Raw genomic sequence first — 25,443 nt, forward strand, 5'->3', positions numbered from 1 at the left:
CGTGGCGGCGCGGCGCTGGTAGGGGGCGCCACCTCCCCTCCTCCCGCGCATGACGCCAAGGAAAGCGAAAATGAGCAAGTTGCACCTGGTATTCGGCGGACGCGTCAGCGATCCGCAGGGCCTCGATTTCGTCGATCTGTCCGCCCTCGATGTCGTCGGCCTCTATCCCGACTATAAATCGGCGGAAAAGGCCTGGCGCGCCGCCGCGCAGCGCACCGTCGACGATGCCGAAATGAAATATGTCGTCGTCCACTTGCACCGGCTGCTCCAACCGGATGTCGAGGACTGATCGATCGCGACGGCCTTTCCGGCCGCCGCTGTTGCATCGTTCAACGGAAATTGTCGGCGTAGGCCTGAATCTTCAGCGTGCGTTCCGGGGTCGGCACGACCTCTGCGTCTATGCCGTTACGAGCCGCATAAGCGACCGCATCGTCGCGGCTCGGGAAGCCAAGGCGCAGTTGGCGGCGGGTATCGCCGCTGCCCGCCCAGCCCATCAAAGGGTCGGCCTTGCGCGCCTCCGAAGGGGCGAATTCCAGAATCCAGCGCTGCGTTCCGGCGCGACCCGACTGCATCGCATTCTTCGGTTTCTGGAAAATCCGCGCTTTCATTCTTCGATCCTCTCGGGAAGCTGACGCCGCCGCCTTAGCCCGTCGCGAGCGCGGCGAAAAGCCCCCTCGTCATGCACCGTCCCGCCGCGCCTGCGCGGCCTTGGTCAGCAGCGTCGGACGGGCATTCGCGGGATCGTCGGGCCACGGATGCTTGGGGTAGCGCCCCCGCATTTCACGCGCCACGTCGTGCCAGCTCCCGCCCCAGAAACTGGCAATATCGCGGGTCGTCTGGATCGGCCGGTGCGCGGGAGAGGTCAGCGCGATCACGAGCGGCACCGCGGGGTCGCCAACCGAAGGATGCCGGGTGAGCCCGAACATCTCCTGCGCTCGGACGCTGACCGTCGGCCCGCCCTCCGCGCCATAATCGATCGGGTGGCGGCTGCCCGCCGGGGTCGCATAGTCGGCCGGCGCCAGCTTTTCGAGCAGCTGGCGTGCCGGCCAATCGAGCAGGCCGAGCAGCGCATCGACCAGCTTGCGATCGGGAATGTCGCGCAGCCCACGGCATTCGGCCAGCAACGGCGCGAGCCACAGATCGAGACTGGCATCGAGCGCGCCAGGCGACAAGGTATCGAGGCCGGCAAAACTCGCGCGCTGTCGCAGCGCCTGCGCCAGCGGCCCCCAGCCGACGAGCCCCAGCCCCTTGTCGCGCACGGCGGCTAGGCGGACCGCGACGTCGTCCTCCGCGCCTTCGCCGCGCGCCGCCTGCCCGCTCGCCAGGGCAATCGCGCCGAGACGGCGTTCGCGCCGGTGGTCGACGCGGTCGGTGGCGGGGTCGTAGCGGCTTGCGGCATGGACGACGACCTGGTCGGCGAAAATCGCCGCGACTTCCTCCGCCTCGATTGCCGCCGCGGCGAGGATGCGGACGCCCGCCGCGTGTCCCTGAGCATCCGCGATGGCAAGCCATTCGCTGCCGGCAAGCGGGTCGGCGGGATCGAGCCGATAGGCGCGCCCCCCGGCGCTCAGATATTCGCCGCGCTGCCCGGCCCGCGCGCGCGCGACGCGATCGGGCCAGGCCGTCGCGATCCATCCGCCCACCGAGCGGACGGGCGCCCTGTCGCCCTCGGGGGCCAATCGCTCGCCCACATTGGCAAGCCGCCGCGCAAGCCGCCACGCCCCCTCGCTTCGATCGCCCTTCGACCCGCGCCAGCGTTGCAGGCGCGCTTCGACATCGACCCCGCGACCGCCGAGCCCCGGCTCGGTGAGCAATACCGCGAGCCGCGCCGCGAGTTCGGCCTCGCCCAGCCCTGCGGCATCGATCAGCATATGCGCGAGCGGGACCGGCAACGGTACGGCGGCAAGCGCCTTGCCGTGCGGCGTAATCCGTCCATCCTCGCCAAGCGCCCCGATCGCGACGAGGCGCGATTTGGCTTCGGCGATCGCCGCGGGCGATGGTGGGTCGAGCCAGCCCAGCTGGCGGGGGTCGATGATGCCCCAACTCGCGCAGTCGAGGACGACGGGCATCAGGTCGTTCTCGTGAATCTCAGGCGGATCGAACGGCGGCATCCCCGCGGTCGCGGGCGCTTCCCACAAACGATAGGCGACCCCGGGCCCCTGCCGGGCCGCGCGCCCGGCGCGCTGCGTCGCCGACGCCTGGCTGGCACGCTCGGTCACGAGCCGCGCGATTCCCGCCGCCTTGTCGAACCGCGGACGCCGCGCGAGGCCGGCGTCGATCACGATCCGAACCCCCTCGATCGTCAGGCTGGTTTCGGCGATGCTCGTCGCAAGGATCAATTTGCGCCCGCCCCCGGCATCGCGAACGAGCGCACGGCGTTGTTGCGCGGGGTCGATCTGGCCATGCAGGCGGTGGACCACGAGCGGCAAATCCGCCGCCTCGACCGCTGCCGCAGCACGTTCGATATCGGCAGCGCCGGGCAGGAAGGCAAGCATGTCCCCTTCGCGCTCGTCCGACAGGGCCTGTCGCACCGCCGCCAGGACGCTCGCCTCCAGGCGGTCCTCGGCGCGCCGACCGATATGGCGCAGGTCGAGCGGCCAGCTCTTCCCCTCGCTCTTGATCAGCGGCGCGTTGCCGAGCAGCGCCCCGAAGCGCGCGCCGTCGAGCGTCGCCGACATCGCAACCAGCCGCAGGTCGTCGCGCAGCCCTTGCTGTGCGTCGATCGCGAGTGCGAGCGCGAAATCGCCATCGAGGCTTCGCTCGTGAATCTCGTCGAACAGCACCGCCGTCACCCCGGTCAGCTCGGGATCGTCGAGGATCCGGTTGCGGAACAGGCCGGGCGTCATCACCAGCAGCCGGGTCGCCTTCGATTGCCTGCTGTCGAGCCGCGTCGCATATCCGACGCGTCCGCCAACCTCTTCGCCCAGTTCCTCGGCAATGCGCTCCGCCGCCGCACGCGCCGCCAGCCGGCGCGGCGAAAGCAACCACACCGCTCCGCTGCACCACGGCTGTTCGAGGATCGCGGGAGCGACGCGCGTCGTCTTTCCCGCCCCCGGTGGCGCGACGACGACGGCATTGGGCCTCAGCGTGAGGGCCGCGACGATATCGGGCAGCACCGCATCAATCGGAAGCGGCTGGCGCGCGGCGGCCATCGCCGCCTCAATAGGCGCGCGCGACCGCGAAGGCGACTGCTTCGGTCAGCGCCGCCCTGGCCTGGCTCGCACGGAATCCGCCGATCGCATCGACGGCGCGCTGGCCGTAGTGACGCGCGCGCGCCAGCGTGTCGGCGATCGCGTCGTGGCGGCGAAGCAGGTCGGTCGCATGAGCGAGATCCGCGTCCGACGTCCGGTGCCCCGCCATCGCGAGTTTCCAGAACTCGCGTTCTTCGGCGCTGCCGCGCGCATAGGCGAGGATGACGGGCAGCGTGACCTTGCCGTCGCGGAAGTCGTCACCGACGCCCTTGCCCATCGTTTCGGCGTCCGAAACATAGTCAATCGCGTCGTCGACGAGCTGGAAGGCGATGCCGAGGTTGCGGCCAAAGGCGTCGAGCGCCGCCTCGGTCGCCTCGTCGCGCTCCGCGACGACCGCGGCAATCTTGCTCGCGGCGGCGAACAGTTCGGCGGTCTTAGCATTGATGATCGCGAGATACTGGTCCTCGCTCGTTTCGACACGGCGCTGTGCCGAGAGCTGGTTGACCTCGCCTTCGGCGATCACCGCCGACGCGTGGCTCAATATCTTGAGCACCTTGAGCGACCCGTCCTCGACCATGAGTTCGAAGGAGCGCGCAAAGAGGAAATCGCCGACGAGCACCGAGGCGCTGTTGCCCCAGATGATGTTCGCGGTCTTGCGGCCGCGGCGAAGGTCCGAGCCGTCGACGACATCGTCATGGAGCAGCGTCGCGGTATGAATGAATTCGACCGCGGCGGCGAGCTTGCAATGCCGGCGCCCGGGATAATCGAGAAGCTGCGCGCTCGCGAGGGTCAGCATCGGCCGCATTCGCTTGCCGCCGCCGGCGATCAGGTGCCCGGCGAGTTCGGGGATCAGCGGGATTTCCGACTGCATGCGATCGAGAATGACCGAATTCACCTCGTTCATGTCATGGGCGACGAGCGCCATCATCGGGTCAAGCGAAGGCGGACGGTCGCCGTGAAGCTGATGAATTTCGGCAGTCATGTCACGCGCTGCCTTGGCCGCGCGGTCACGATTTTGCAACGACTTTCGCCTTGCCACCGACCCCTTGCCGGTGCCAAGCGTGCCCCGAACGAGAGGAGCATCACCGCCCATGGACGACCAGTTGAGCCGTTATCGCCAGAGCATCGACAATATCGACGCGGCGCTCGTCTATATGCTCGCCGAGCGGTTCAAGGTGACCAAGGCGGTCGGCGAGCTGAAAGCGAAGATCGACCTGCCCCCCGCCGACCCCGACCGCGAGGCGCGGCAGATCGAGCGCCTGCGCAGCCTGGCGCGCGAGGCCGATCTGGACCCCGAATTCAGCGAAAAGTTCCTGCGCTTCATCATCGAGGAAGTCATTCGTCACCACGAACAGGCGAAGCGGGAGAATGACTCTTGACCGGACATCCGATCTTCGCGCGCTGGCCCGCGCAGCACCCCGACCGGCTCCAGCTGTTTTCGGCACCGACGCCCAACGGGGTCAAGGTCGGGATCATGCTGGAGGAAACGGGGCTTTCCTATGAGCCGCACCGCATCGACATCATGGCCGACGAAAGCCACGATCCGGCCTTCCTCGCGCTCAACCCCAATGGCAAGATTCCCGCGATCTACGACCCCGCTGGGCCGAACGGCACGCCGCTCGCGCTGTTCGAATCGGGCGCGATCCTGATCTATCTCGCCGACAAGAGCGGCCGGTTTCTGCCCGCCGATCCGAATGCCCGCTATGAAACGATCCAATGGGTGATGTGGCAGATGGGCGGGGTCGGGCCGATGTTCGGCCAACTCGGCTTCTTTCACAAATTCGCCGGCAAGGACTATGCGGACAAGCGCCCGCGCGACCGCTACGCCAAGGAATCGGCTCGGCTGCTCGGCGTCCTCGACGAGCGGCTGGCCGACCGCGCATGGGTGATGGGCGACGATTACAGCATCGCCGACATCTCGCTGCTCGGCTGGGTGCGCAACCTGATCGGCTTTTACGAGGCGCGCGAGATCGTCGGTTTCGATCGCTTCGCACACGTCCAGCGCTGGCTCGACGCCGGACTGGCGCGCCCGGCGGTGCAGCGCGGGCTGGAGGTGACGGCGGCATAGGGCTGCTGCGATCGGGGTACGACGCCGGTTTGCGACCGGTTGCGGCCATTGGCCCTCCCTGTGCCGCAGGCTTGGGGAGGTGGCAGCGCGACGCGCTGATGGAGGGGCAATGGCGCAGCGTCGCGGCCCCTCCACCATCGTCACCCCGGACTTGATCCGGGGTCCACTAGCGCAGCGTTGGAAGAATGGATCCCGGATCAAGTCCGGGATGACGAACGCCTGTGAACGAGCGGAGGCGGACCTTTACCTCATCGTCATCCCGGCGAAGGCCGGGATCTCCCCGGTGTCTAAATCCGCTAGCTTGAGATCCCGGCCTGCGCCGGGATGACGGATAGGGGACAGTTCGCTTCCCACCCCAAAACGGTCCTTTGCCCCTACCCGGCCGGAAGCCTGAGCCGCACCAGCAACCCGCCCAGATCCTCGCTCTCTTCGAGCGCGATGCTGCCGCCATAAATCTCCGCCACGTCGCGCACGATCGCGAGGCCCAGCCCGGTGCCCGGCTTGCCGCTGTCGAGCCGCACGCCGCGGTCGAAAATGCGGGTGCGGTCGACGGGCGAGATGCCGGGACCGTCGTCCTCGACCAGGATTTCGCCCATCTTGCCTTCGCGCCCGATCGTCACGAATACGCTGCCACCGCCATATTTGGCGGCATTTTCGAGCAGGTTGCCGACGAGTTCGTCGAGATCCTGCCGCTCGACGCAGACGACGAGATCCTTGTCGCCCGCCGCGTCGAGCCGGACGTCGGGATAGAGCGCGGCGACCGCGCGCGAGACACTGTCGACGCTGTCGCGCACATTGGCGCGCGCCTGCGCCGCGCCGCGCCGCCCGACCGCCCTTGCGCGCGCCAGATGATGTTCGACCTGTCGCTGCATCGTCGCCGCTTCGCGGCGCACCGTTTCGGCAAGGTCGCTGTCATTGCCGGTGGCGCTGTTCACCAGAACGGTCAGCGGCGTCTTCAGCGCATGGGCAAGATTACCCGCATGGAGCCGCGCTTCCTCCGCCTGTTTCTCATTATGTGCGAGCAGCGCGTTGAGTTCGTCGACCATCGGCTGAACCTCGAGCGGCAATGGCGCCGTGACGCGGCGGTTCTGCCCGCCGCGCATCGCGGCGATCGCCCGCCGGATATGACGCAGCGGCCAGAGGCCGTAAAAGGTCTGGAGCGCCGCCAGTACGATCAGGCCGAGCCCCAGCATCGCGAGGCTGGGGATCAGGGTCGCGCGGACCGCGCGTATCTGTTCATCGAGCGACTGGCGCGACGCGGCAATCTGGAAATGCCATTTGGTCTGGCTTCCGGGCAGCACCACATCGCGTTCGAGCACGCGCAGTTCCTCGTCGGGGAACTGGTTGCTGTCATAGACGTGCATGTCGTCGTCCGTGTGTTCGTCCGACGTTTCGAGGCGCCGTTCCCACAGCGAACGCGAAACATAGGGTTCCTGCCCCGTGCCGCTGATCTGCCAATAGAGGCCGCTGTAGGGTTCAAGGAACCGCTGGTCGCCAAGCGGCTGAAGCAACCGCACCTCTCCGTCGGGACCGATCTCCGAGGAACGGATCATCGCGATCAGCACATATTCGAGCCCCGAATCGAAGTTGCGCGTGATCGCGCCGGTCAGCACGCGGTCGAGCGCGAAGCCGCCGCCGATCAGCAGCACCGAAATCCAGATCGCCGCGATCGCGATCATGCGGCGCGCGAGCGAGCCGGTCATGCGCGTCGACAACAGCGCCGGCTTTGCGACGGGCCCGGTCCCCGCGCCTGCCTGATCCGCCGCGTCGGGCACGGGCGCCGCGCTCAATCCTGCGGGTCGTCGAGCTGGTAGCCGAGCCCGCGGATGGTCGTGATGATATCGGCGCCGAGCTTTTTGCGGATGCGCGTCACGAACACCTCGATCGTGTTCGAATCACGGTCGAAATCCTGATCGTAGATATGCTCGATCAGTTCGGTGCGCGACACGACCTTGCCCTTGTGGTGCAGCAGGTAGGACAGCAGCTTATATTCCTGCGCGGTCAGCTTGACCGGCTCGCCCGCCAGCGTGACGCGGCCCGACCGGGTGTCGAGGCGCACCTGCCCCGCGATCAGCTCGCTCGACGCATTACCCGATGCGCGGCGAATGAGCGCGCGCAGGCGGGCGATCAATTCTTCGGTCTGGAACGGCTTGGCCAGATAGTCATCGGCGCCCGCGTCGAGTCCGGCGACCTTGTCCGACCAGCTGTCGCGCGCCGTCAGGACGAGGACCGGGAAATTGCGCTTTTCCTTGCGCCAGCGGTCGAGGACGGTCAGCCCGTCGACCTCCGGCAAGCCGAGATCGAGGATCGCGGCATCATAATCCTCGGTCGAGCCAAGGAAATGCCCGTCCTCGCCATCGGTCGCAAGGTCGACGGCATAGCCGTTGCCTTCGAGCGTCGCCTTGAGCTGCGGCCCCAGCGTGGGCTCGTCTTCGACAATCAATATCCGCATTCATGCGCCTTTCAACGGGGACCGGCCGATGCAGGCAGTCCGTTCATCTTCGCTCTATCAAGTCGGAACGAACATCGCAAAATGTCGTTGCGCGCGCGCCGGTCCGACGGGCGATATTCAGGGATTGCGCCCGACGATGCGGCCCGACCGGGCATCGACGAACACCTGGACGACGCGGTTTCCGTCGAGGAATTTCAGGGTGTAGACCATGCGCGACGCGTCGAACTGCGTGCCGCCCAAATAGGTCATCTTGTTGTAGGGCGGACGCGATCGGACATCGGCAATCAGCCTGTTGAGCGGCACCACGCGACCCTCGGCCGCGGCCTCGCGCAGATTGTCCTGGTCGCGGTTGCGGTCGCCGCGGGCGAGCGCCGGCGCGCCGGCGGTCAGCAGCAGCGCGGATAGAAGCGAGAGGGTCAGCGTGCGGATCATGCCCCGGTCCTAACGCGAACGCATTGAATAGGCGATGAATGACCCGTTCGGCGACCGTTCGGCCTTTGGGCCATGGTGGGCGCGGCAAGGATTGAACTTGCGACCCCACCCGTGTGAAGGGTGTGCTCTACCACTGAGCTACGCGCCCGTCCCGGCCCCACCATCGCGGCGGGCATCCGAAAGCGGGACGTCCATAGCCGCTGCGGCGGCGATTGCAACGCCGATTTGCAGCTTTGCGGCCGGCGGATGCAAATCGGGCCGCGGTTTTCACCACGGCCCGAACGCATTTCACCAAGGAAACGCCCTGCCGATTAGTTGCAGGCGTCCTTGAGGGCCTTGCCGGCCTTGAACTTCGGCTGGTTCGACGCCGCGATGGTCATCGTTTCGCCGGTGCGCGGGTTGCGGCCGGTCGACGCCTTGCGCTTGCTGACCGAGAACGTCCCGAAGCCGACGAGGCGGACTTCGCCGCCCTTCTTCAGCGACGCGGTGATCGCGTCGAAAACGGCCTCAACCGCCTTGCTCGCATCGCCCTTGGTCAGGCCGCTCGAGTCAGCGACGGTGGCGATCAGGTCTTGTTTGTTCATGCCTAAGGAACCCCTGTGATGTGGTTGGTTAGTGATTCATGGCCGTGCCATGGCGCGCCACTAACGCCGTTTCACCCCACCTTGTCAAAGCAAAAATGGGGGAAAAGCGCCCCGAATCGGGCTTTTTGCGATGAAAACCCGCCTCGAAACCAACATGGATCAGTGCCGGATCGCCGACTCGGGGTCGGCACCGGGCGCGTGCGGGGGCGAAGCTGCGAGTTCGTCGGCTTCGGTCCACTCGATCGGTTCGACCGGACTCGCCAGAGCTTCCGCCAGCACCTCGTCGACATGACTCACCGGAATAATCTTGAGCTTGTCGGTGATGTTCGCCGGAATCTCGACCAGATCCTTCTCATTCTCTTCGGGAATGAGAACGGTCGTGATGCCGCCGCGCAGCGCCGCGAGCAGCTTTTCCTTAAGTCCGCCGATCGCCAGCACGCGGCCGCGCAACGTGACCTCGCCGGTCATCGCGACATCCTTGCGTACCGGGATGCCGGTCAGGGTGGAAATCATCGCGGTGACCATGCCGACACCGGCCGACGGACCGTCCTTTGGCACGGCGCCTTCGGGAAGGTGGATATGGATATCCTTGCGCGCAAACAGGCTCGGCCGGATGCCATAAGCGGGCGCGCGCGCCTTGACGAAGGACAGCGCGGCCTGCACCGACTCGGTCATCACCTCGCCGAGCTTGCCGGTCGTCCTGACCTGCCCCTTGCCGGCCGCGGTCACGGCCTCGATCGTCAGCAACTCGCCGCCAACCTCTGTCCAGGCGAGTCCCGTCACCGCGCCGACCTGGTCCTCGCGATCGCCGACGCCGTGACGGAATTTCCGGACACCGGAGAATTCGGACAGATTGTCGGGCGTGATCGTCACGCTCTGCGCCTTGCCCTCGAGAATCTTGCGCAGCGCCTTGCGCGCAAGGCGGGCGATTTCGCGCTCGAGCGTACGGACACCGGCTTCGCGCGTGTAATAGCGGATCAGATCGCGCAGGCCTTCGTCGGTCAGCTCGAACTCACCGTCCTTCAGCCCATGCGCTTCGACCTGCTTGGCGATCAGGTGACGCTTCGCGATCTCGACCTTCTCGTCCTCTGTATAGCCTTCGAGCCGGATGATCTCCATCCGGTCGAGCAGCGGCTGCGGCAGGTTGAGCGAGTTCGCGGTGGTCACGAACATCACGTCGGACAAGTCGACGTCGATCTCCAGATAATGATCCTGGAATTTCGCATTCTGTTCGGGGTCGAGCACCTCAAGCAACGCCGATGCGGGATCGCCGCGGAAATCCTGGCCGAGCTTGTCGATCTCGTCGAGCAGGAACAGCGGGTTCATCGTCCCCGCCTTTTTCAGGTTTGACACGATCTTGCCCGGCAGCGAGCCGATATAGGTGCGGCGGTGGCCACGGATCTCTGCCTCGTCACGCACGCCGCCCAGCGACTGGCGCACGAATTCGCGGCCCGTCGCCTTCGCGATCGAGCGGCCGAGCGAGGTCTTGCCGACGCCCGGAGGGCCGACCAGGCACAGGATCGGCCCCTTCAACTTGTTCGTGCGCGCCTGCACCGCGAGATATTCGACGATGCGGTCCTTGACCTTTTCCAGCGCATAATGATCGTCGTCGAGGACCGACTGGGCCTTGGCGATATCCTTCTTGAGCTTCGACTTCCTGCCCCACGGCAGGCCAAGCAGCGTGTCGAGATAGTTGCGCACGACCGTGGCTTCGGCCGACATCGGCGCCATCGCCCGCAGCTTCTTGAGTTCGGCCTCGGCCTTTGCCTTGGCTTCCTTCGACAATTTCAGCTTGTCGATCTTTGCCTGCAATTCGCCAAGGTCGTCCCCGCCCTCGCCGCCGTCATTGCCGAGCTCGCGCTGGATCGCCTTCAACTGCTCGTTGAGATAATATTCGCGCTGGCTCTTCTCCATCTGCCGCTTCACGCGGCCGCGGATCTTCTTTTCGACCTGGAGCACGCCGAGTTCGCCCTCCATGAAGGCGAATACCATCTCGAGCCGCTTGGCGGGCGCGTCCTCGACCAGCAGCGCCTGCTTGTCGGAGACCTTGATATTGAGATTGCCGGCAACAGAGTCGGCGAGGCGCGAGGCGTCGTCGATCTGCGACAATTGCACCGCAGTTTCGGCAGGCATCTTCTTGTTGAGCTTGGCATAGCTCTCGAACTGGTCGACGACCGACCGCATCAAGGCCGCGGTGTCGACGCTGTCGTCGACGGCATCGGCGACCGGCTCCACGCGCGCCATCACCGCCTTGTCCTCGCTATCGAGGCCCATCAGCTTTGCGCGCGTCTTGCCCTCCACCAGCACGCGAACGGTGCCATCGGGCAGCTTGAGCAGTTGCAGCACGGTCGCAATCACGCCGACGTCGTACAGGTCGTCGCGCTGCGGATCGTCCTCGCCGGGATCGAGCTGCGCGACGAGGAAAATCTCCTTGTCGGCTTCCATGGCGGCTTCGAGCGCGGCGACCGAGCGGTCGCGGCCGACGAAAAGGGGAACGATCATGTGCGGGAAAACGACGATGTCCCGCAGGGGCAGAAGAGGAAAGGATTGCGTCATCATGGCTCCTGGGCGGGCGACCGGCACGGGCGCGCCACCCCTGTTATAGGGTGTTCCATGCTAATATGGCGTAACTTGCCACGCATTCAATGACGACGGGGTGAACGGGTAAGGCTCGCTCTCCCGTCTCAATCCGTCATCCCGGCGAAGGCCGGGATCTCGTCCTAGCGTTTTGATGCACCGGCGAGATCCCGGCCTTCGCCGGGATGACGGATGAAAGGAGGTCAAAACGGCAGCTTGAAGCCCGGGGGCAGCGGCAGGCCGCTGGTCATCTTGCCCATTTCTTCCTGGCTCGCGGCATCGGCCTTTTCGCGCGCGTCGTTGAACGCCGCGGCAAGCAAATCCTCGAGCATCTGCTTTTCGGTGGGAACGATCAGGCTGTCGTCGATGGCGATCGCCTTGATGCGCCCCTTCGCGGTCGCGCGTATCTTCACGAGCCCGCCACCCGAGACACCTTCGACCTCGACGCTGTCGAGCTTTGCCTGCGCCTCCTGCATCTGGGCCTGGACGCTCGCCGCGGCTTCCTGCGCCGCCTTCATCATGTCTTCGATCGATTTCATGGGTTCGATCTATGGCGATTGTCGCCGGGCGGTTCAAGCTCGGCGTCGGGAAAAGCCGCCAAAGCGGCCTTTACGACCGGCAATTCGCGGATGCGCGCGTCGTTGTCGGCGACCTTCGCAGCGCGAATCTGGCCCAGGCTGGGGCGTCCCTCGCCCTCCTCGGCCCGCACCTGCCAGCGATTGCCCGTCGCGGCGAACAACGCATCGGAAAGGTCGCGCGCGAAACCACCGGACAGCGCCGGGATGGCCGCGAAGGCAAGGATTCCCGGCTCGAGTTCGATCACGCGAAGATGGTCATGGAGGTCGACCGCCAGCCTGTGGTTGCCCGTCGATTCGAGAAGCTGATGGATTTGCGCGACGGTCAGCGCGGACGCCGGCGGCTGCGCCACGGCGTCGACGGGCGCGGCCTGCGCAGCTGGCGCGGGGCCGTCCGCCGGCAGCGCAGCGTCGGGCGAACCCGATGCCGGCGGCGAGGCCGGCGCGGCGTGAGGTGCCGCGGGAACGGCGCCCGTCGCGAGCAGCTTCGCCAATTCGCCGGGATCGGGCATGGAGGCGGCATAGATCACGCGCAGCAAGAGCATTTCGAGATGCTCGAGCGGATTATTCGCTCGCAGGACCTCTTCATGGCCTTTGAGCAGCAATTGCCAGAGCCGGTTGAGGGGAGCGAAGCCCAGTTTCTGTGCCCAGTCCCCGATCCGCTCGCGATCGGCCTCGGCCAGCGCCGGATCCTCGTGCCGCGACACCTTGGCGAGGGTGATCGCGTGGGTCAGGTCCATCAGCCCCCGTACCATCGCGACGGGTTCGATGCCCAACGCATATTGCGCACGGGCAAGGTCGATCGCTCCGCCCACGTCCCCCTCCAGGATCGCCGCCATAAGCTGCGCGATCGACGATCGATCCGAAAGACCGAGCATCGCGCGCACCTGTTCAGAGGTGATGCGGCTTTTTCCGGCGTCGCCCGATTCGAGATCGGCGTGCGCAATCGCCTGGTCGAGAATCGACAGACCGTCGCGCACCGACCCTTCGGCGGCGCTGGCGATCAACCACACCGCGAGCGCCTCGGCCTCGACGCCTTCCTTTTGCAGGATCGCACTGAAATGGGCGAACAGCATGTCGGGGGTGATGCGGCGCAGATCGAAGCGCTGGCAGCGCGAGAGCACCGTCACCGGCACCTTGTTGACCTCGGTCGTCGCAAACAGGAATTTAACGTGCGGCGGCGGCTCTTCGAGCGTTTTCAGCAGCGCGTTGAAGGCATTGCGCGACAACATGTGCACTTCGTCGATGATGTAGATCTTGTAACGCGCCGACACGGCGGCATAGCGCACCGCCTCGATGATCTCGCGCACGTCGTCGACGCCGGTGTTCGACGCGGCGTCCATCTCGATCACGTCGATATGGCGCCCCTCGGTGATCGCGCGGCACGGCTCGCACACGCCGCACGGGTCGATCGTCGGTCCGCCCTGCCCGTCGGGCCCGATGCAGTTCAGGGCTTTGGCGATCAGGCGCGCGGTCGACGTCTTGCCTACCCCGCGCACCCCGGTCATCAGAAAGGCATGCGCCAGCCGGTCGCGCGCGATCGCATTGCCGAGCGTGCGAACCATCGCATCCTGCCCGATCAGTTCTGCGAACGTCTGAGGGCGGTATTTGCGCGCGAGAACGCGGTAGGGACCGCTCGAGGCAGGCGCGGGCGGCGCCTCTGGCAAGTCCATGCCCAGCATCGGCGTGTTGTCGTCGGCGGAATCGTCCATACGCCCGTCTTAGGGGTGGTCAGCGCGCTTGTCGAAGGGGGAAATGGGTGGGAGCCGGAACGACCCGCAGCGAATTCGTTGCGGCTGCTTCCTTCCGGACCTGACCGGGTTGGCGAAGACTGCGTCCGCCCGACTCCCGCGGCGCATATGGCGGGGGCGGCGGGGAAATGCAAGACCGCCGGTGCCGGGGGGCCGCGTCGCATTCTGTGAGATTCCGGGGTGGTTAGCTGCCGTTCGATGGAAGAGGCCCGGGCCGGTCGGTGATTTCGAATCGCGCTCGCTCAAAATCGATCTTTGATGTGTCTTCCAGACCGACTGCATATCCCTCTAGGAGGGCTAGGCCATCATCCTTCAGATGAAGGATCATCCCAAGGCCGTGATCCATCCGGTCGACGCTCAGCCACACATCTTTTTGAGAGACCTGACATTTCCGGACAATCTCGGTATCGCCGGGCCCTGGCTCTATCTCCACAAAGATTCCGCCGCCCGTATTGTCGCGTGAACGCACACGACCGTGGACGGTTAGTCGATCAACAATCGCTGACCATTCGGCGGATTCCGCCCCAATCGCCTTGAGCACTGCCAGTTCAACTTGAGCACTGCCAGTTCAAAAGGCCAAAAGTCTGTCATCGGGCGGGAGCCTTACCCTATTTCAAGACGTCCGCAATCGGTCGTTACCAGCCGTCCAGGACATAGGAGCTCTCGTCGTGCTCCGGCACCGCCGCAATTCCGAAACACCCTACCCCTGCATGTTCCGGCTCTCGGCGGGAATATGCACCGTCAGCCCGTCCATCGCGTCGGTCAACATGATCTGGCACGACAGGCGGCTGGTGCGCCGGACGCCCGCGGCGAGGTCGAGCATATCCTCTTCTTCCTCGCTCGCGGGCGGCAGGCGGTCGAAATCCGCTTTCTCGACGATCACATGGCAGGTCGAGCAGGCCATCTGGCCCTCGCACGTGCCTTCGAGCGGCATCAGATGCGCCTGCGCGACGTCGAGCAGGATGTCGCCGGGGTTTGCCTCGGCGTCGGTGCGGCCCTTGCCGTCGGCGTGGATGAAGGTAACGCGCATCAATCGACCCCTTGCAGCCGCGCGGCATCCTTGATCGCGTTCAGCCCGTCGCGCAACTCCCCTTCGCTGGTATAGCGCCCCCAGCCGAGCCGGATCGAGGCGCGCGCGTCGGCTTCGCTCACGCCCATCGCGCGCAGCACATGGCTGACCTTGCCCGACCCGCTGCCACATGCGCTGCCCAACGAGAAGGCCACATCGCGCGCATCGGACATCAGCCGCAGCCCGTTGACGCCTTCGCGCCGGACGTTGAGATTGCCGTGATAGCGCGTATCCGCCGCGCCGTTGAGCGTCCATTCGGGCAGCATGTCCGTCGCAATTGACCAGAGGCGCTCGACATGGCTTGCGTCCGTATCCATCCGCTCGGCCGCGAGCGCCGCCGCGGCGCCGAAACCGGCGCACAGCGCGGGCGAGACGGTGCCCGAGCGCATCCCCTGTTCCTGCGCGCCGCCGAACATCAGCGGTTCCAGATCGACGCCATCCTTCACCCACAGCGCGCCGATGCCCTTCGGCCCGTGGATCTTGTGCGCCGATATGGCGATCAGGTCGGGGCCTTCGGGGATCGGCACGCGGCCGAAGCCCTGCACCGCATCACAGAGCAGCAGGCTGCCCTTCGCATGCGCGGCGGCGACGAAATCGGCGACGGGCTGGATCGTCCCGACCTCGTTGTTGACGAGCATCGTCGCGACGACCCCGCCCTCGGGCAGCAACGCCGCATCGGGCGGCAGCGCGAGTCCCGCGCCGTCGACGGGCAAGATCGTCGCGTTCAGCCGTTCGAGGCACTGGAGCGAGGCCGCATGTTCGATGCTGAGCCCCGCGACGCCGCCCGGCCGGCTCTGCGCTCCGCGAAAAAGCGCCCAGTTGAGGGCCTCGGTCGCACCTGATGTGAAAAAGACTCGCCCGCCCTTCGGCAGCAGCGCCGCGACCTGATCGCGCGCGACCTCGACCGCGGCGGCGGCGGCGCGACCCGCCTTGTGCGTGCTCGACGGGTTCGCAAAGCTGTCGCCTTCCTTGCCAAGCCAGCGCAGCATCGCCTCGCGCGCTTCGGGAGCGAGCGGGGTCGTGGCCTGATAGTCGAGGTAGATCATCGGGCGCATCTGCCTGTTAATCCCTTTCCTGTCGAGCGCCGCCGTCTATCATCGGGATGGACGCAACCGTTTATTGCGAACCATTCGCAAAAGTTGCAACTTGATACCCAATTTCTATATAGGCGCCGCTTTCGCTCTGCCACCCCGCCGATCCGGCGACTCGGGGGGCCAGCCAAGATATGAAGGTGCTCGCATGCCCGACGTCATTTTTCCCGGCCCCGAGGGTCGCATCGAAGGCCGCTTTTCGCCCCCGCCGCGCCCGCGCGCGCCGGTTGCGCTGATCCTGCATCCGCACCCGCAAGGCGGCGGCACGATGAACGACCGTATCACCCAGGCGATGTACAAGAGCTTCGTGGCGCGCGGCTTTGCAACCCTGCGTTTCAATTTCCGCGGCGTCGGGCGCAGCCAGGGCACTTTCGACAATGGCGTCGGCGAATTGAGCGATGCAGCCTCGGCGCTCGACTGGGTCCAGTCGATCCATCCCGAGGCGCAGACGACCTGGGTCGCGGGCTTCAGCTTCGGCGCGTGGATCGGGATGCAGCTCTTGATGCGGCGCCCCGAAATCCGCGGCTTCCTGTCGGTCGCGCCGCCGGCGAACATGTACGACTTCAGCTTCCTCGCCCCCTGCCCCTCGTCGGGCATCATCGTCGCGGGCGGGCAGGACGAGATCGTGCCGCCGTCGGCGATCCAGAAACTGGTCGACAAGCTGCGCACGCAAAAGGGCATCACCATCCATCACGACGAGATCCCCCGCGCGAACCATTTCTTCGAGCACGAGCTCGACCAGCTGATGAAGTCGCTCGATAACTATCTGGATATGCGGCTCGCGCCCGATTCGCCTATCCGCTGATCGGTCAGAGAAAGCCCGACCGCTCTATCATGGCCGCGGGCGTAAGAACTAAAAGGATCAGCGCGATTTCGCCGCACACCACGGCGACGATCGCGCGGATCCACCCGCCGCGACCCTCGCCCGCATAGAATTGACGCACCGCGGCGATCGAATAGCCGATCCCGACCGCAGCTCGCACCAGATTGCGTTCGATGCTGCGATCGGGCGTCGCGAGTTCCATCAGAAGATCGGCGGCCAGCATCAGCAATGTGGCCTGGGCGAGCACATAAACGCGCATGATGATCGTCCCGAACAATCCGGCCGATGCGTGCCGATAGAAGACATAGTTCAGTACCAGAGCCGAAATCATGGCTGAAACGAGCGGCAGGATGACCGGCTCGTTGCGCAGCATTTCGATCAGCGTCAGATCGGTGGTATCGCTTCCGGGTAACAATCGTGCGCGGACCAGATAATTCAATGCGAGCACGACCGCGACATAAGCGACCGGCTTGACGAGAAGGTCACGATCCTCCTCGATATAGCGACGGATCAGGGGCCCCGGCTCGCGAAAGAGACCGATGAAGGTCTGGATTGCCCCTTTTTCCCACCAGTTTTCCGCAACGTCGTCGAATATGGTACGCTGATCGAACGGCGCGGGACGAAGATCCTTGCCGCAGTCCGGGCAATAGCGTCCGTCGCCGCGGTGTGCGCAAGGTTCGCTCATTCGGTCCCGGACAGCGAAGGCCCGTCGTTTGCCGGGATCAACCAGATCGCGACATTCGCGAACATGACCGCCGCAGCGATCACCATCAGGAGCGCCCGCCGCCGATCGCCCGATCGAAAGACAAGAACCGCACCGCCGAGCAAGGCAAGCGCACCAAGCATCACCAGGGACAGAAGGAGGTCGCTCATGCGCCGGCTCTATGCCGGGCGACGATGTCCGTCAAACGCGCTTCGTGACAAAATCGCGTCAAAAGCCGCTGCCGCTTATGGCCAATCCGGGCGGCTTCGCTTAAAGGGCGCACATCGATTCCCTTTCAGCATCTCGGGAGACGCGCCATGCGCATCGCCATCGCCTCCGACCACGCCGCATGGGAGCTGAAGGACGCGCTCGCCGACTGGCTGCGCGACGCCGGCCATGATGTCGCCGACCTTGGCACCAACGGGCCGGAGAGTGTCGATTATCCCGATTATGGCTATGCCCTTGCCGAAGCGGTGGCCAACGGCAGCGCCGAGCGCGGGGTCGCGCTCTGCGGATCGGGCATCGGAATCTCGATTTCGGTCAATCGCAATCCCGCGTGCCGGTGCGCGCTCGTTTCCGAGCCGCTGTCGGCAAAGCTCGCGCGCGAACATAACGACGCCAATGTCGTCGCGATGGGCGCACGCCTGACCGGGATCGACATGGCGAAGGCGTGCCTCGATGCCTTTCTGACCACCGATTTTGCCGGCGATCGCCATGTGCGCCGTGTCGACAAGCTTTCCCACCCTCCCGTCCTGGAGACCAGCCGATGACCACTGATACGCTCGACAAACCCATCAAATCGGCCGGCTATTTCACCGATGGCGTCGAAGCCACCGATCCCGCGGTCGCGGCCGCGATGAAGCATGAGCTCGAACGCGAGCAATATCAGATCGAACTGATCGCGTCGGAAAACATCGTGTCGCAGGCCGTGCTCGAAGCGCAGGGATCGGTCTTCACCAACAAATATGCCGAGGGCTATCCCGGCCGCCGCTATTATCAGGGCTGCGCGCCGTCGGACGAGGTCGAGACGCTGGCCATCGACCGCGCGAAGGCGCTGTTCGACTGCGGCTATGCCAATGTCCAGCCGCATTCGGGCGCACAGGCGAACGGCGCGGTAATGCTCGCGCTGACGAAGCCCGGCGCGACGATCCTGGGCATGAGCCTCGACGCGGGCGGCCACCTGACCCACGGCGCGCCGCCGGCGATGTCGGGCAAATGGTTCAACGCGGTGCAGTACGGCGTGCGCGCCGACGACCATCTCGTCGATTTCGACCAGGTCGAGGCGCTCGCCAAGGAGCATCGCCCGGCGCTGATCATCGCGGGCGGTTCGGCCTATCCGCGCACGCTCGACTTCGCGCGCTTCCGGGCGATCGCCGACGATGTGGGTGCGCTGCTGATGGTCGACATGGCGCATTTCGCGGGCCTCGTCGCGGGCGGCGAGCACCCCTCGCCGCTTCCCCACGCGCATGTCGTCACGACGACGACGCACAAGACGCTGCGCGGCCCGCGCGGCGGCATGATCCTGACCAACGACGAAGCGATCGCCAAGCGGATCAACTCGGCGGTCTTCCCGGGCCTGCAGGGCGGCCCGCTGATGCACGTCATCGCGGCGAAGGCGGTCGCGTTCGGCGAAGCGCTGCGCCCCGAGTTCAAACATTATGCAAAGGCGACGATCGCCAATGCCCAGGCGCTCGCGAACCGGCTGAAGGCGCGCGGCGCCGACATCGTCGCCGGCGGCACCGACACGCACCTCGCGCTGATCGACCTGCGTCCGCTAGGCATCACCGGCCGCGATGCCGACGAGGCGCTGGAGCGCAGCGCGATCACCTGTAACAAGAATGGCGTTCCGTTCGACCCGCTGCCGCCCGTCAAGACCAGCGGCATCCGCGTCGGATCGCCCGCGGGTACGACCCGCGGTTTCGGGGTCGCGGAATTCGAGGATATCGGCGATATGGTCGCCGACGTTCTGGAAGCCTTGCGGGACAAGGGCGAACAGGGCGATGCCGACGTCGAAGCCGACGTGCGCCGCCGCGTCCGCGCGCTGTGCGAACGCTTCCCCATCTATGGAGGCTGACATGGGAAAGCCGAAGATCGAAACGCTGCTCGGCGACACGGTCGAGGAAATCAAGGCGATGGGCAAGGAAGGGATGGACCATCCCTCTACGAAGCCCGTGCTGATCGGCGGGGGCCTTGGTGCCGTTGCAGGTGCGGTGCTGCCCATCGTCAGTTGGCCGGTGGGCCTGCTCGCCGGCGCCGCGATCGCCCTTTACGGCCGGGTCCGACGCTGACCGATGCGGTGCCCCTATTGCGGTCATGAAGACAGCCAGGTGAAGGACAGCCGTCCCACCGAGGACGGCGCGGCGATCCGTCGCCGGCGACAATGCGAGGATTGCGGCGCCCGCTTCACCACCTTCGAGCGCATCCAGCTGCGCGAAGTCGGCGTGCTCAAGGCGGATGGCCGCCGCGAGCCGTTCGACCGCGAAAAGCTGATGCGCAGCGTTCAGATCGCGTGCCGCAAGCGCCCGATCGACGGCGCGCGGATCGAGCGGCTCGTCTCGGGCATCCAGCGCCAGCTGGAAACGTCCGGCGATAGCGAAGTGCAGGCCCAGCAGATCGGCGCGATGGTGATGGAAGCGCTCAAGGGTTTCGACAACGTCGCCTATATCCGCTTTGCCAGCGTCTACCGCGATTTCACCGAAGCCAAGGACTTCGAAGAATTCGCCTCGACGATCAACGAGGCGGCGCAAAAGGCGTGAGCGAAGCCCCTCCCCCCGTCATCGTCCTCGTTCGTCCGCAACTGGGCGAGAATATCGGCAAGGCGGCACGCGCGATGCTCAATTTCGGGCTGACCGAGATGCGCCTCGTCGCGCCGCGCGACGGCTGGCCCAACCCCGACGCCGGCCCCGCCGCATCGGGCGCCGACGTCGTGCTGGCAAAGGCGGATGTGTTCGAATCGCTGGCCGACGCGGTCGCCGACTGCACCACCATATATGCGACGACGGTACGAAAGCGTGGCGTGACCAAGCCGGTCCTCACCCCCGAGGCCGCGGCGACCGAGGTTCATGCAAGCGCCGGTCGCTCGGCCTATGTCTTCGGTCCCGAACGCTCGGGACTGGAAACCGACGACGTCGCGCTTGCACACAAGATCGTCACCGTACCGATCAACCCGGAGTTCGGTTCGCTGAACCTTGCGCAGGCGGTCATCCTGCTCGCCTATGAATGGTCGAAAGGGCGGGCGCTCGCCCAGCCCCCCGCCGTCGATCTCGATCCCCCCGCGCCGCATGCCGAGATGGAAGAGCTGATCCAGCATTTCGTCCGCGACCTGGATGCGGCGGGCTATTTCTTTCCGGCGGACCGCACCGAAGCCACCCTGCGCACGTTGCGGACCACATTGACGCGCACCGGATGGTCGCACAATGATATCAGGATGATGCACGGCATCGTTACGACATTGGGGAAAGCGCGCAAATCGGCGCGTCGACCGGATTAGGCGCGCAAATCGTCCCAGCGACCCAGTTCGTGCGCGATCGACTGTTCGACCAGCTCGTTCCAGACAGCACGGATGCGCCGCGGATCGAGGCCCGCCGCTTCGGCGGCCCGCGCGGCATTGTCGAGCACCTCGGCCTTGCGCGCCTCGTCGCGCACCGCGCCGCGATCGGCCTTGATCCGGGCCGCGGCATCCATATAGCCGAAGCGGCGGACGAGCAGGGCGACGAGTTCGCGGTCGACGGCATCGACCCCCTGGCGGACATCGGTCATCGTTTCGCAGGCTTCGGGGGATTTGGCAGCGGTCATGTGCGCTGCCTTTAACGGCTTTTTCCCACGTGTCGAGCGCCCCGCAATGCTTGACTCCGGCGCCCGCCCCGTCTAACCGCGCGCCTTCGCAATGGACCCCGCACCCCGGTGAAGCGGCGGTCGCGCTCGGAATCTCTTCCGTGCGGTGCGACCCGGGACATCGGCCGAAATCCCTCGGCACAGCATATTGGAGACGACATATGTCGAAGCGCCAGAGCGCCAAGTATAAACTCGACCGCCGGATGGGCGAAAACATCTGGGGTCGCCCGAAGAGCCCGGTCAATCGCCGCGAATATGGCCCCGGCCAGCATGGCCAGCGCCGCAAGGGCAAGATGTCGGACTATGGCATCCAGCTGCGCGCCAAGCAGAAGCTGAAGGGCTATTACGGCGATATTACCGAAAAGCAGTTCAAGAAGAACTATTTCGAAGCCTCGCGCATGAAGGGCGACACGAGCCAGAACCTGATCGGCCTGCTCGAGCGCCGCCTCGACGCGATCGTCTATCGCGCCAAGTTCGCGCCGACCATCTTTTCGGCGCGCCAGCTCGTCAGCCACGGCCACGTCTATGTGAACGGCGTGAAGTGCGACATCGCCAGCCGCCTCGTGAAGCCGGGCGACGAAGTCACCCTAGGCAAGAAGGCGCAGGAAATGGCGCTGGTCGCCGAAGCGCAGAGCCTGCCCGAGCGCGACCTGCCCGAATATGTGGCGGTCGACGGCACCAAGGCGACCTTCGTCCGCGTTCCGACGCTCGACGAAGTGCCCTATCCGGTGAAGATGGAACCCAATCTGGTCGTCGAATTCTATTCGCGCTGATCGGAACGCACAGCGTTACTCCAGACGGGCGGTCCGCAAGGGCCGCCCTTCTTGCATCTGCCGGTGGCGACTGGCACAAGCCCCGTCGTCGATCACGAAAATCCAAGGAAATTCCATGCTTCGCTTCTTCCGAACCACCGCGGCCGCAGCGGTCCTTGTCGGGGTCACGGCCTGCAACGCCGACACGACGACCCCCACCAGCGCGACCGACGCGGTGGCGGTGCTGCCCGACGTCGAGTTCCCGGACCTGTCGCTCCAGACGCTTCAGGACGTGACGAAGGAACTGTCGTCGGACGCCTATGAGGGCCGCGCACCCGGCACCAAGGGCGAGGAAAAGACGATCGCCTATCTGACCGGCCAGTTCGAGGCGGCGGGGTTGAAGCCCGGGAACAACGGCAAGTGGACCCAGGACGTTCCGCTGGTCGAAATCACCGCGAAGAACGCAACCCCGCTCACCTTCACCGGCGGCAAGTCGCCGGTCACGCTGCAATATGCGAAGGACTATGTCGCGTTCAGCTATCGCGTGCAGCCGAAAACCGAGATCAAGAACAGCGACGTCGTCTTTGTCGGCTATGGCATCAACGCCCCCGAAAAGGGCTGGAACGATTATGCCGGGCTCGACGTGAAGGGCAAGACGGTCGTCATCCTGGTCAACGATCCCGACTGGCAGACCAAGGAAGCCAAGGGCGAATTCAACGGCCGCGCGATGACCTATTACGGTCGCTGGAGCTACAAATATGAAGAGGCCGCACGGCAGGGGGCCGCTGCGGCATTGATCGTCCACGACACCGAACCCGCCGCTTATGGCTGGAACGTCGTGGAAAGCAGCAACACCGGCACCCAGTATCTGGCAGAGAAGGCGGACGGCGGCGCCGACCAGACGGCGGCGAACGGCTGGATCCAGCTCGACAAGGCAAAGGCGCTGTTTGCAAGTGCCGGGCAGGATTTCGACGCGCTGCGCGAAGCCGCGGGCAAAAAGGGCTTCAAGGCCGTCCCGCTTGCCGGCGTGAAAGCCTCGCTCAGCTTCGACAACGAGATTTCGAAAAAGCTGTCGCACAACATCATCGGCATTCTGCCCGGCAAGACGCATCCCGACGAATATGTCCTCTATACCGCGCATTGGGACCATCTCGGCCGCTGCAGCCCGGTGAACGGTGACGACATCTGCAACGGCGCGGTCGACAATGCGACCGGCACGGCGGCGCTGGTGACGCTCGCGCAGGCGTATCAGAAGGCCGGCGCGCCCGACCGCAGCATCGTCTTCCTGGCCGTGACCGCAGAGGAATCGGGCCTGCTCGGTTCCGAATATTATGCCGCGAACCCGATCTTCCCGCTGGCCCAGACGGTGGGCGGCGTGAACATGGACGCGCTCAACCCCAATGGCCCCGCCAAAGATATCGTCGTGGTCGGCCGCGGAAAATCGCAGCTCGATACCTATCTGGAAAAGATCGCCAAGGCGGCCGACGTGACGATCGTCGACGAACCGACGCCCGAAAAGGGCTTCTATTACCGTTCGGATCACTTCAGCTTCGCGAAGCGCGGCGTGCCCTTCTTCAACTTCGGCGCCGGCGAGGATCTCGTCGATGGCGGCAAGGAGGCCGGCCGGAAAGCCGCCGAGGATTACGAGACGAACCGCTATCATGCGCCGAGCGACGAATATGCGGCGATCAAGAACTGGGATGGCATGCTTGCCGACCTGAAGCTCTTCTATGCCGCCGGCCGGATGCTGGCGTCGACCGAAAGCTGGCCGAACTGGGTTGAGGGCGACGAATTCCGCGCCGCCCGCGACAAATCGCGCGCCGACCGCTAAGGGCGACGCCGATGACGCTGCGCATGGCGGCCGAATGGGCGCCGCACGAGGCCGTGTGGATCGGCTTCCCGCACCTCGCCGAGGAATGGGCGGGACAGATCGACTCCGCGCGCAGCGATGTTGCCGCCTTTGCCAACGCGGTCCACGACGGCGGCCGCGGCGAAGAGGTGCGGCTGGTCGTCAACGACGAGCGCCAGGCCGCAATCGCGGCGACGCTCGTCGATGCGGGCGTCCGCATCCTGATCCAGCCGCTCGGCGATATCTGGCTTCGCGATACCGGGCCGATCATTGCCGGAACGGGCGCGGCGCGGCGCGCGCGCAACTTCCGCTTCAACTGGTGGGGCGAAAAATTCGTCATGCCGGGCGATCAGGAGGTCGGCGCCGCGCTCGCCCTCGAAAGCGGCCTGCCGGTCGACGAGCAGGACTGGGTGCTCGAAGGCGGCGCGATCGATGTCGACGGTCGCGGCCTGTGCGTCACGACCGAGGACTGCCTGCTCAATCCCAACCGCAATCCGTCGCTGACGCGCGCGGATATCGCGGTGCGGCTGCACCAGTCGCTCGGCATCGATCGCCTGCTGTGGCTCGGCGACGGGCTGGTTGGCGACCATACCGACGGCCATGTCGACAATCTGGCGCGCTTCGTCGGCGAAGGCCGGATCGCGCTGCCGGTGGCCGAGGGCGACGACGACCCCAACGCCCATGTCTATGCCGACGCCCGCGCGCGCGCGGCGGCCTTTGGCGGGGTCGATGTGATCGACCTCCCCTCGCCCGGCCGCGTGGAAATCGGGGGGGAGATCGCCGCCGCGAGTTACATGAATTTCTACATCGGCAACACGACGGTCGTGGTCCCGACCTACGGTGTCGCCAATGACGCGAAAGCTGTCGATGCGCTCGCGGCGCTGTTTCCGGATCGCCGCACGGTCGGCATCCCGGCAAGGGGGATTATCGCCGGCGGGGGCAGCTTCCATTGCTCGAGCCAGCAACTCCCGGCCTGAGGCACGCGGACGGCGTCCTGCACACGCGATCGGCGGGTCTGGCGCGGCCTGTTGCCCTTGCCGCCTTCAGCCGTCGCGGGCTAGGTCGGCGTCGCCGTTTCAAAGTTCAGCAAAGTTCAGCCTTGCGAGCCCGCGTTCGGCGAACCTGCCGCGCCGGCTTCCGTTCGCATGCGTGAACGTTGACCGCTTTTATCCACTTGTCGAAAGAGTCGTGACGAAGGCTGGCACAGCCGGATAATGTAGGACAGCGGTTTTTGCGGCGGATGTCCGATTTGGGGTGGAAAGCGGTCAGTACAGACCATCCTTTATGACGTCCGCTATCACTGTCAGGATGAACCCAATCGCCAAGGCTAGTAGTGCGGCATACATCGCGGCGGCAATCCAGAATGCGACAGGAGAACTCGCTCGATCCTCGCTTCCTCCATACGCCACTGGCATACGACCAGTTCTTAGGCCAATGAGCAGCAGCCAGCCGACCAATTGAGGGATCATTAGAAAGGCGGTTCCGCCAACCAGTGCCCCAATTTCGCCGGGGAACCACCCAAGGAACAACCAAGGCGTCGCGGCGATGGCGAGCATCAAGCCGAGCACCGAGAATTTTCGTTTCGAGTTCCAATCCCACCAAAACATGCCGAAGCTTAGCCAATAAATTCTGTGACAGCTATGATGGTCGCAAACGGACGATCGCGAGTTAGCCGTCCCCGATGGTCGCGCC

At 65.6% G+C, this 25,443-nt stretch carries 29 protein-coding genes, 1 tRNA gene and 1 other RNA gene; 12 read left to right on the top strand and 19 right to left on the bottom strand.

Annotated elements, in window-relative coordinates; translation table 11 throughout:
* The first annotated feature begins 70 nt into the window (after nucleotides 1-70).
* Nucleotides 71-289 (top strand): DUF4170 domain-containing protein, encoded by a 219-nt coding sequence (locus tag AC58D2_RS15630; RefSeq protein WP_497391914.1) that lies wholly within the window; start codon nucleotides 71-73, stop codon nucleotides 287-289.
* Nucleotides 290-329: 40 nt separating this feature from the next.
* On the opposite strand, the gene AC58D2_RS15635 is transcribed toward AC58D2_RS15630, so the two are convergent.
* The 3 genes from AC58D2_RS15635 to AC58D2_RS15645 all read right to left on the bottom strand — a co-directional run bounded on the left by AC58D2_RS15635 (nucleotide 330) and on the right by AC58D2_RS15645 (nucleotide 4,173).
* The gene (locus AC58D2_RS15635; RefSeq protein ID WP_497391916.1) at nucleotides 330-608 is read right to left on the bottom strand and encodes an ETC complex I subunit; all 279 of its coding nucleotides are present in this window, start codon (nucleotides 606-608) and stop codon (nucleotides 330-332) included.
* A 69-nt stretch (nucleotides 609-677) separates the two neighbouring features.
* The gene (hrpB, locus tag AC58D2_RS15640; RefSeq protein WP_497391918.1) at nucleotides 678-3,152 is read right to left on the bottom strand and encodes an ATP-dependent helicase HrpB; all 2,475 of its coding nucleotides are present in this window, start codon (nucleotides 3,150-3,152) and stop codon (nucleotides 678-680) included.
* Nucleotides 3,153-3,159: 7 nt separating this feature from the next.
* A complete protein-coding gene (locus tag AC58D2_RS15645; protein ID WP_497391920.1) occupies nucleotides 3,160-4,173 on the bottom strand; it encodes a polyprenyl synthetase family protein in 1,014 nt (337 codons plus the stop codon).
* Nucleotides 4,174-4,282: 109 nt separating this feature from the next.
* Here AC58D2_RS15645 and AC58D2_RS15650 point away from each other — a divergent pair, with 109 nt between their 5' ends.
* Both AC58D2_RS15650 and AC58D2_RS15655 read left to right on the top strand, forming a co-directional pair.
* The gene (locus tag AC58D2_RS15650; protein WP_497391922.1) at nucleotides 4,283-4,570 is read left to right on the top strand and encodes a chorismate mutase; all 288 of its coding nucleotides are present in this window, start codon (nucleotides 4,283-4,285) and stop codon (nucleotides 4,568-4,570) included.
* Complete coding sequence (locus AC58D2_RS15655) at nucleotides 4,567-5,259, top strand: glutathione S-transferase N-terminal domain-containing protein (protein WP_497391924.1); 693 nt, start codon at nucleotides 4,567-4,569, stop codon at nucleotides 5,257-5,259. Before AC58D2_RS15650 ends, AC58D2_RS15655 begins: the two co-directional genes overlap by 4 nt.
* 374 nt (nucleotides 5,260-5,633) lie before the next feature.
* Here the strand turns inward: AC58D2_RS15655 and AC58D2_RS15660 are convergent, their stop codons facing one another.
* From AC58D2_RS15660 to AC58D2_RS15715, 12 genes are all read right to left on the bottom strand, one after another.
* The gene (locus tag AC58D2_RS15660; RefSeq protein WP_497392027.1) at nucleotides 5,634-6,938 is read right to left on the bottom strand and encodes a sensor histidine kinase; all 1,305 of its coding nucleotides are present in this window, start codon (nucleotides 6,936-6,938) and stop codon (nucleotides 5,634-5,636) included.
* 107 nt (nucleotides 6,939-7,045) lie between these two features.
* Nucleotides 7,046-7,711, bottom strand: a complete 666-nt coding sequence (locus tag AC58D2_RS15665; protein ID WP_497391926.1) for a response regulator transcription factor — start codon at nucleotides 7,709-7,711, stop codon at nucleotides 7,046-7,048.
* A gap of 117 nt (nucleotides 7,712-7,828) precedes the next feature.
* On the bottom strand, nucleotides 7,829-8,143 hold the full coding sequence (locus tag AC58D2_RS15670) for a PepSY domain-containing protein (protein ID WP_497391928.1): 315 nt from the start codon (nucleotides 8,141-8,143) through the stop codon (nucleotides 7,829-7,831).
* A 73-nt stretch (nucleotides 8,144-8,216) separates the two neighbouring features.
* Nucleotides 8,217-8,291 (bottom strand) — tRNA-Val (locus tag AC58D2_RS15675).
* Between the two features lie 163 nt (nucleotides 8,292-8,454).
* The gene (locus AC58D2_RS15680; RefSeq protein WP_067107716.1) at nucleotides 8,455-8,727 is read right to left on the bottom strand and encodes an HU family DNA-binding protein; all 273 of its coding nucleotides are present in this window, start codon (nucleotides 8,725-8,727) and stop codon (nucleotides 8,455-8,457) included.
* A 159-nt stretch (nucleotides 8,728-8,886) separates the two neighbouring features.
* Complete coding sequence (gene lon / locus AC58D2_RS15685; RefSeq protein WP_497391930.1) at nucleotides 8,887-11,283, bottom strand: endopeptidase La; 2,397 nt, start codon at nucleotides 11,281-11,283, stop codon at nucleotides 8,887-8,889.
* A gap of 224 nt (nucleotides 11,284-11,507) precedes the next feature.
* On the bottom strand, nucleotides 11,508-11,843 hold the full coding sequence (locus AC58D2_RS15690) for a YbaB/EbfC family nucleoid-associated protein (RefSeq protein ID WP_497391932.1): 336 nt from the start codon (nucleotides 11,841-11,843) through the stop codon (nucleotides 11,508-11,510).
* Complete coding sequence (locus AC58D2_RS15695; RefSeq protein ID WP_497391934.1) at nucleotides 11,840-13,591, bottom strand: DNA polymerase III subunit gamma/tau; 1,752 nt, start codon at nucleotides 13,589-13,591, stop codon at nucleotides 11,840-11,842. The genes AC58D2_RS15690 and AC58D2_RS15695 overlap by 4 nt, the downstream gene beginning before the upstream one ends.
* A 43-nt stretch (nucleotides 13,592-13,634) precedes the next feature.
* Nucleotides 13,635-13,732, bottom strand: an RNA gene (gene ffs, locus AC58D2_RS15700) — signal recognition particle sRNA small type.
* 82 nt (nucleotides 13,733-13,814) lie between these two features.
* A complete protein-coding gene (locus AC58D2_RS15705) occupies nucleotides 13,815-14,171 on the bottom strand; it encodes a hypothetical protein (RefSeq protein ID WP_497391936.1) in 357 nt (118 codons plus the stop codon).
* A 159-nt stretch (nucleotides 14,172-14,330) separates the two neighbouring features.
* Nucleotides 14,331-14,663 (bottom strand): 2Fe-2S iron-sulfur cluster-binding protein, encoded by a 333-nt coding sequence (locus AC58D2_RS15710; RefSeq protein ID WP_497391938.1) that lies wholly within the window; start codon nucleotides 14,661-14,663, stop codon nucleotides 14,331-14,333.
* A complete protein-coding gene (locus AC58D2_RS15715) occupies nucleotides 14,660-15,745 on the bottom strand; it encodes a cysteine desulfurase family protein (protein WP_497391940.1) in 1,086 nt (361 codons plus the stop codon). The genes AC58D2_RS15710 and AC58D2_RS15715 overlap by 4 nt, the downstream gene beginning before the upstream one ends.
* A gap of 193 nt (nucleotides 15,746-15,938) precedes the next feature.
* Here AC58D2_RS15715 and AC58D2_RS15720 point away from each other — a divergent pair, with 193 nt between their 5' ends.
* Nucleotides 15,939-16,595: an alpha/beta hydrolase gene (locus tag AC58D2_RS15720; protein WP_089217171.1), complete on the top strand. Its 657-nt coding sequence runs from the start codon at nucleotides 15,939-15,941 to the stop codon at nucleotides 16,593-16,595.
* Between the two features lie 4 nt (nucleotides 16,596-16,599).
* Here the strand turns inward: AC58D2_RS15720 and AC58D2_RS15725 are convergent, their stop codons facing one another.
* Nucleotides 16,600-17,298 carry a DUF3667 domain-containing protein gene (locus tag AC58D2_RS15725; protein WP_497391942.1) on the bottom strand — a complete coding sequence of 233 codons (699 nt, stop codon included), beginning with the start codon at nucleotides 17,296-17,298 and terminating at the stop codon, nucleotides 16,600-16,602.
* Entirely contained in the window at nucleotides 17,295-17,486 is a 192-nt protein-coding gene (locus tag AC58D2_RS15730) for a hypothetical protein (RefSeq protein ID WP_497391944.1), read from the bottom strand. Before AC58D2_RS15730 ends, AC58D2_RS15725 begins: the two co-directional genes overlap by 4 nt.
* Nucleotides 17,487-17,633: 147 nt before the next feature.
* Here AC58D2_RS15730 and rpiB point away from each other — a divergent pair, with 147 nt between their 5' ends.
* From rpiB to AC58D2_RS15755, 5 genes are read left to right on the top strand one after another with little or no spacing between them, the layout of a single operon-like run.
* Nucleotides 17,634-18,086 carry a ribose 5-phosphate isomerase B gene (gene rpiB / locus AC58D2_RS15735; protein WP_497391946.1) on the top strand — a complete coding sequence of 151 codons (453 nt, stop codon included), beginning with the start codon at nucleotides 17,634-17,636 and terminating at the stop codon, nucleotides 18,084-18,086.
* Nucleotides 18,083-19,390 carry a serine hydroxymethyltransferase gene (gene glyA / locus AC58D2_RS15740; protein ID WP_497391948.1) on the top strand — a complete coding sequence of 436 codons (1,308 nt, stop codon included), beginning with the start codon at nucleotides 18,083-18,085 and terminating at the stop codon, nucleotides 19,388-19,390. The genes rpiB and glyA overlap by 4 nt, the downstream gene beginning before the upstream one ends.
* A gap of 1 nt (nucleotide 19,391) precedes the next feature.
* Nucleotides 19,392-19,604 carry a hypothetical protein gene (locus AC58D2_RS15745; protein WP_497391950.1) on the top strand — a complete coding sequence of 71 codons (213 nt, stop codon included), beginning with the start codon at nucleotides 19,392-19,394 and terminating at the stop codon, nucleotides 19,602-19,604.
* Between the two features lie 3 nt (nucleotides 19,605-19,607).
* Nucleotides 19,608-20,072, top strand: a complete 465-nt coding sequence (gene nrdR, locus AC58D2_RS15750) for a transcriptional regulator NrdR (protein WP_497391952.1) — start codon at nucleotides 19,608-19,610, stop codon at nucleotides 20,070-20,072.
* Nucleotides 20,069-20,806, top strand: coding sequence for an RNA methyltransferase (locus tag AC58D2_RS15755; protein WP_497391954.1), 738 nt, complete (start codon nucleotides 20,069-20,071; stop codon nucleotides 20,804-20,806). The genes nrdR and AC58D2_RS15755 overlap by 4 nt, the downstream gene beginning before the upstream one ends.
* Here AC58D2_RS15755 and AC58D2_RS15760 read toward each other — a convergent pair.
* Nucleotides 20,803-21,111: a chorismate mutase gene (locus AC58D2_RS15760; protein ID WP_497391956.1), complete on the bottom strand. Its 309-nt coding sequence runs from the start codon at nucleotides 21,109-21,111 to the stop codon at nucleotides 20,803-20,805. The genes AC58D2_RS15755 and AC58D2_RS15760 overlap by 4 nt on opposite strands.
* A 200-nt stretch (nucleotides 21,112-21,311) precedes the next feature.
* Between AC58D2_RS15760 and rpsD the strand changes: the two genes are divergently transcribed.
* From rpsD to AC58D2_RS15775, 3 genes are all read left to right on the top strand, one after another.
* Nucleotides 21,312-21,923: a 30S ribosomal protein S4 gene (rpsD, locus tag AC58D2_RS15765; protein ID WP_497391958.1), complete on the top strand. Its 612-nt coding sequence runs from the start codon at nucleotides 21,312-21,314 to the stop codon at nucleotides 21,921-21,923.
* Nucleotides 21,924-22,038: 115 nt separating this feature from the next.
* The gene (locus AC58D2_RS15770) at nucleotides 22,039-23,733 is read left to right on the top strand and encodes a M28 family metallopeptidase (protein ID WP_497391960.1); all 1,695 of its coding nucleotides are present in this window, start codon (nucleotides 22,039-22,041) and stop codon (nucleotides 23,731-23,733) included.
* A gap of 11 nt (nucleotides 23,734-23,744) precedes the next feature.
* The gene (locus AC58D2_RS15775; protein ID WP_497391962.1) at nucleotides 23,745-24,728 is read left to right on the top strand and encodes an agmatine deiminase family protein; all 984 of its coding nucleotides are present in this window, start codon (nucleotides 23,745-23,747) and stop codon (nucleotides 24,726-24,728) included.
* 288 nt (nucleotides 24,729-25,016) lie between these two features.
* Here AC58D2_RS15775 and AC58D2_RS15780 read toward each other — a convergent pair whose 3' ends face one another.
* Nucleotides 25,017-25,358: a hypothetical protein gene (locus tag AC58D2_RS15780; protein WP_497391964.1), complete on the bottom strand. Its 342-nt coding sequence runs from the start codon at nucleotides 25,356-25,358 to the stop codon at nucleotides 25,017-25,019.
* Between the last annotated feature and the right edge of the window lie 85 nt (nucleotides 25,359-25,443).

It is taken from the genome of Sphingopyxis sp. CR5 (genome assembly GCF_059693785.1).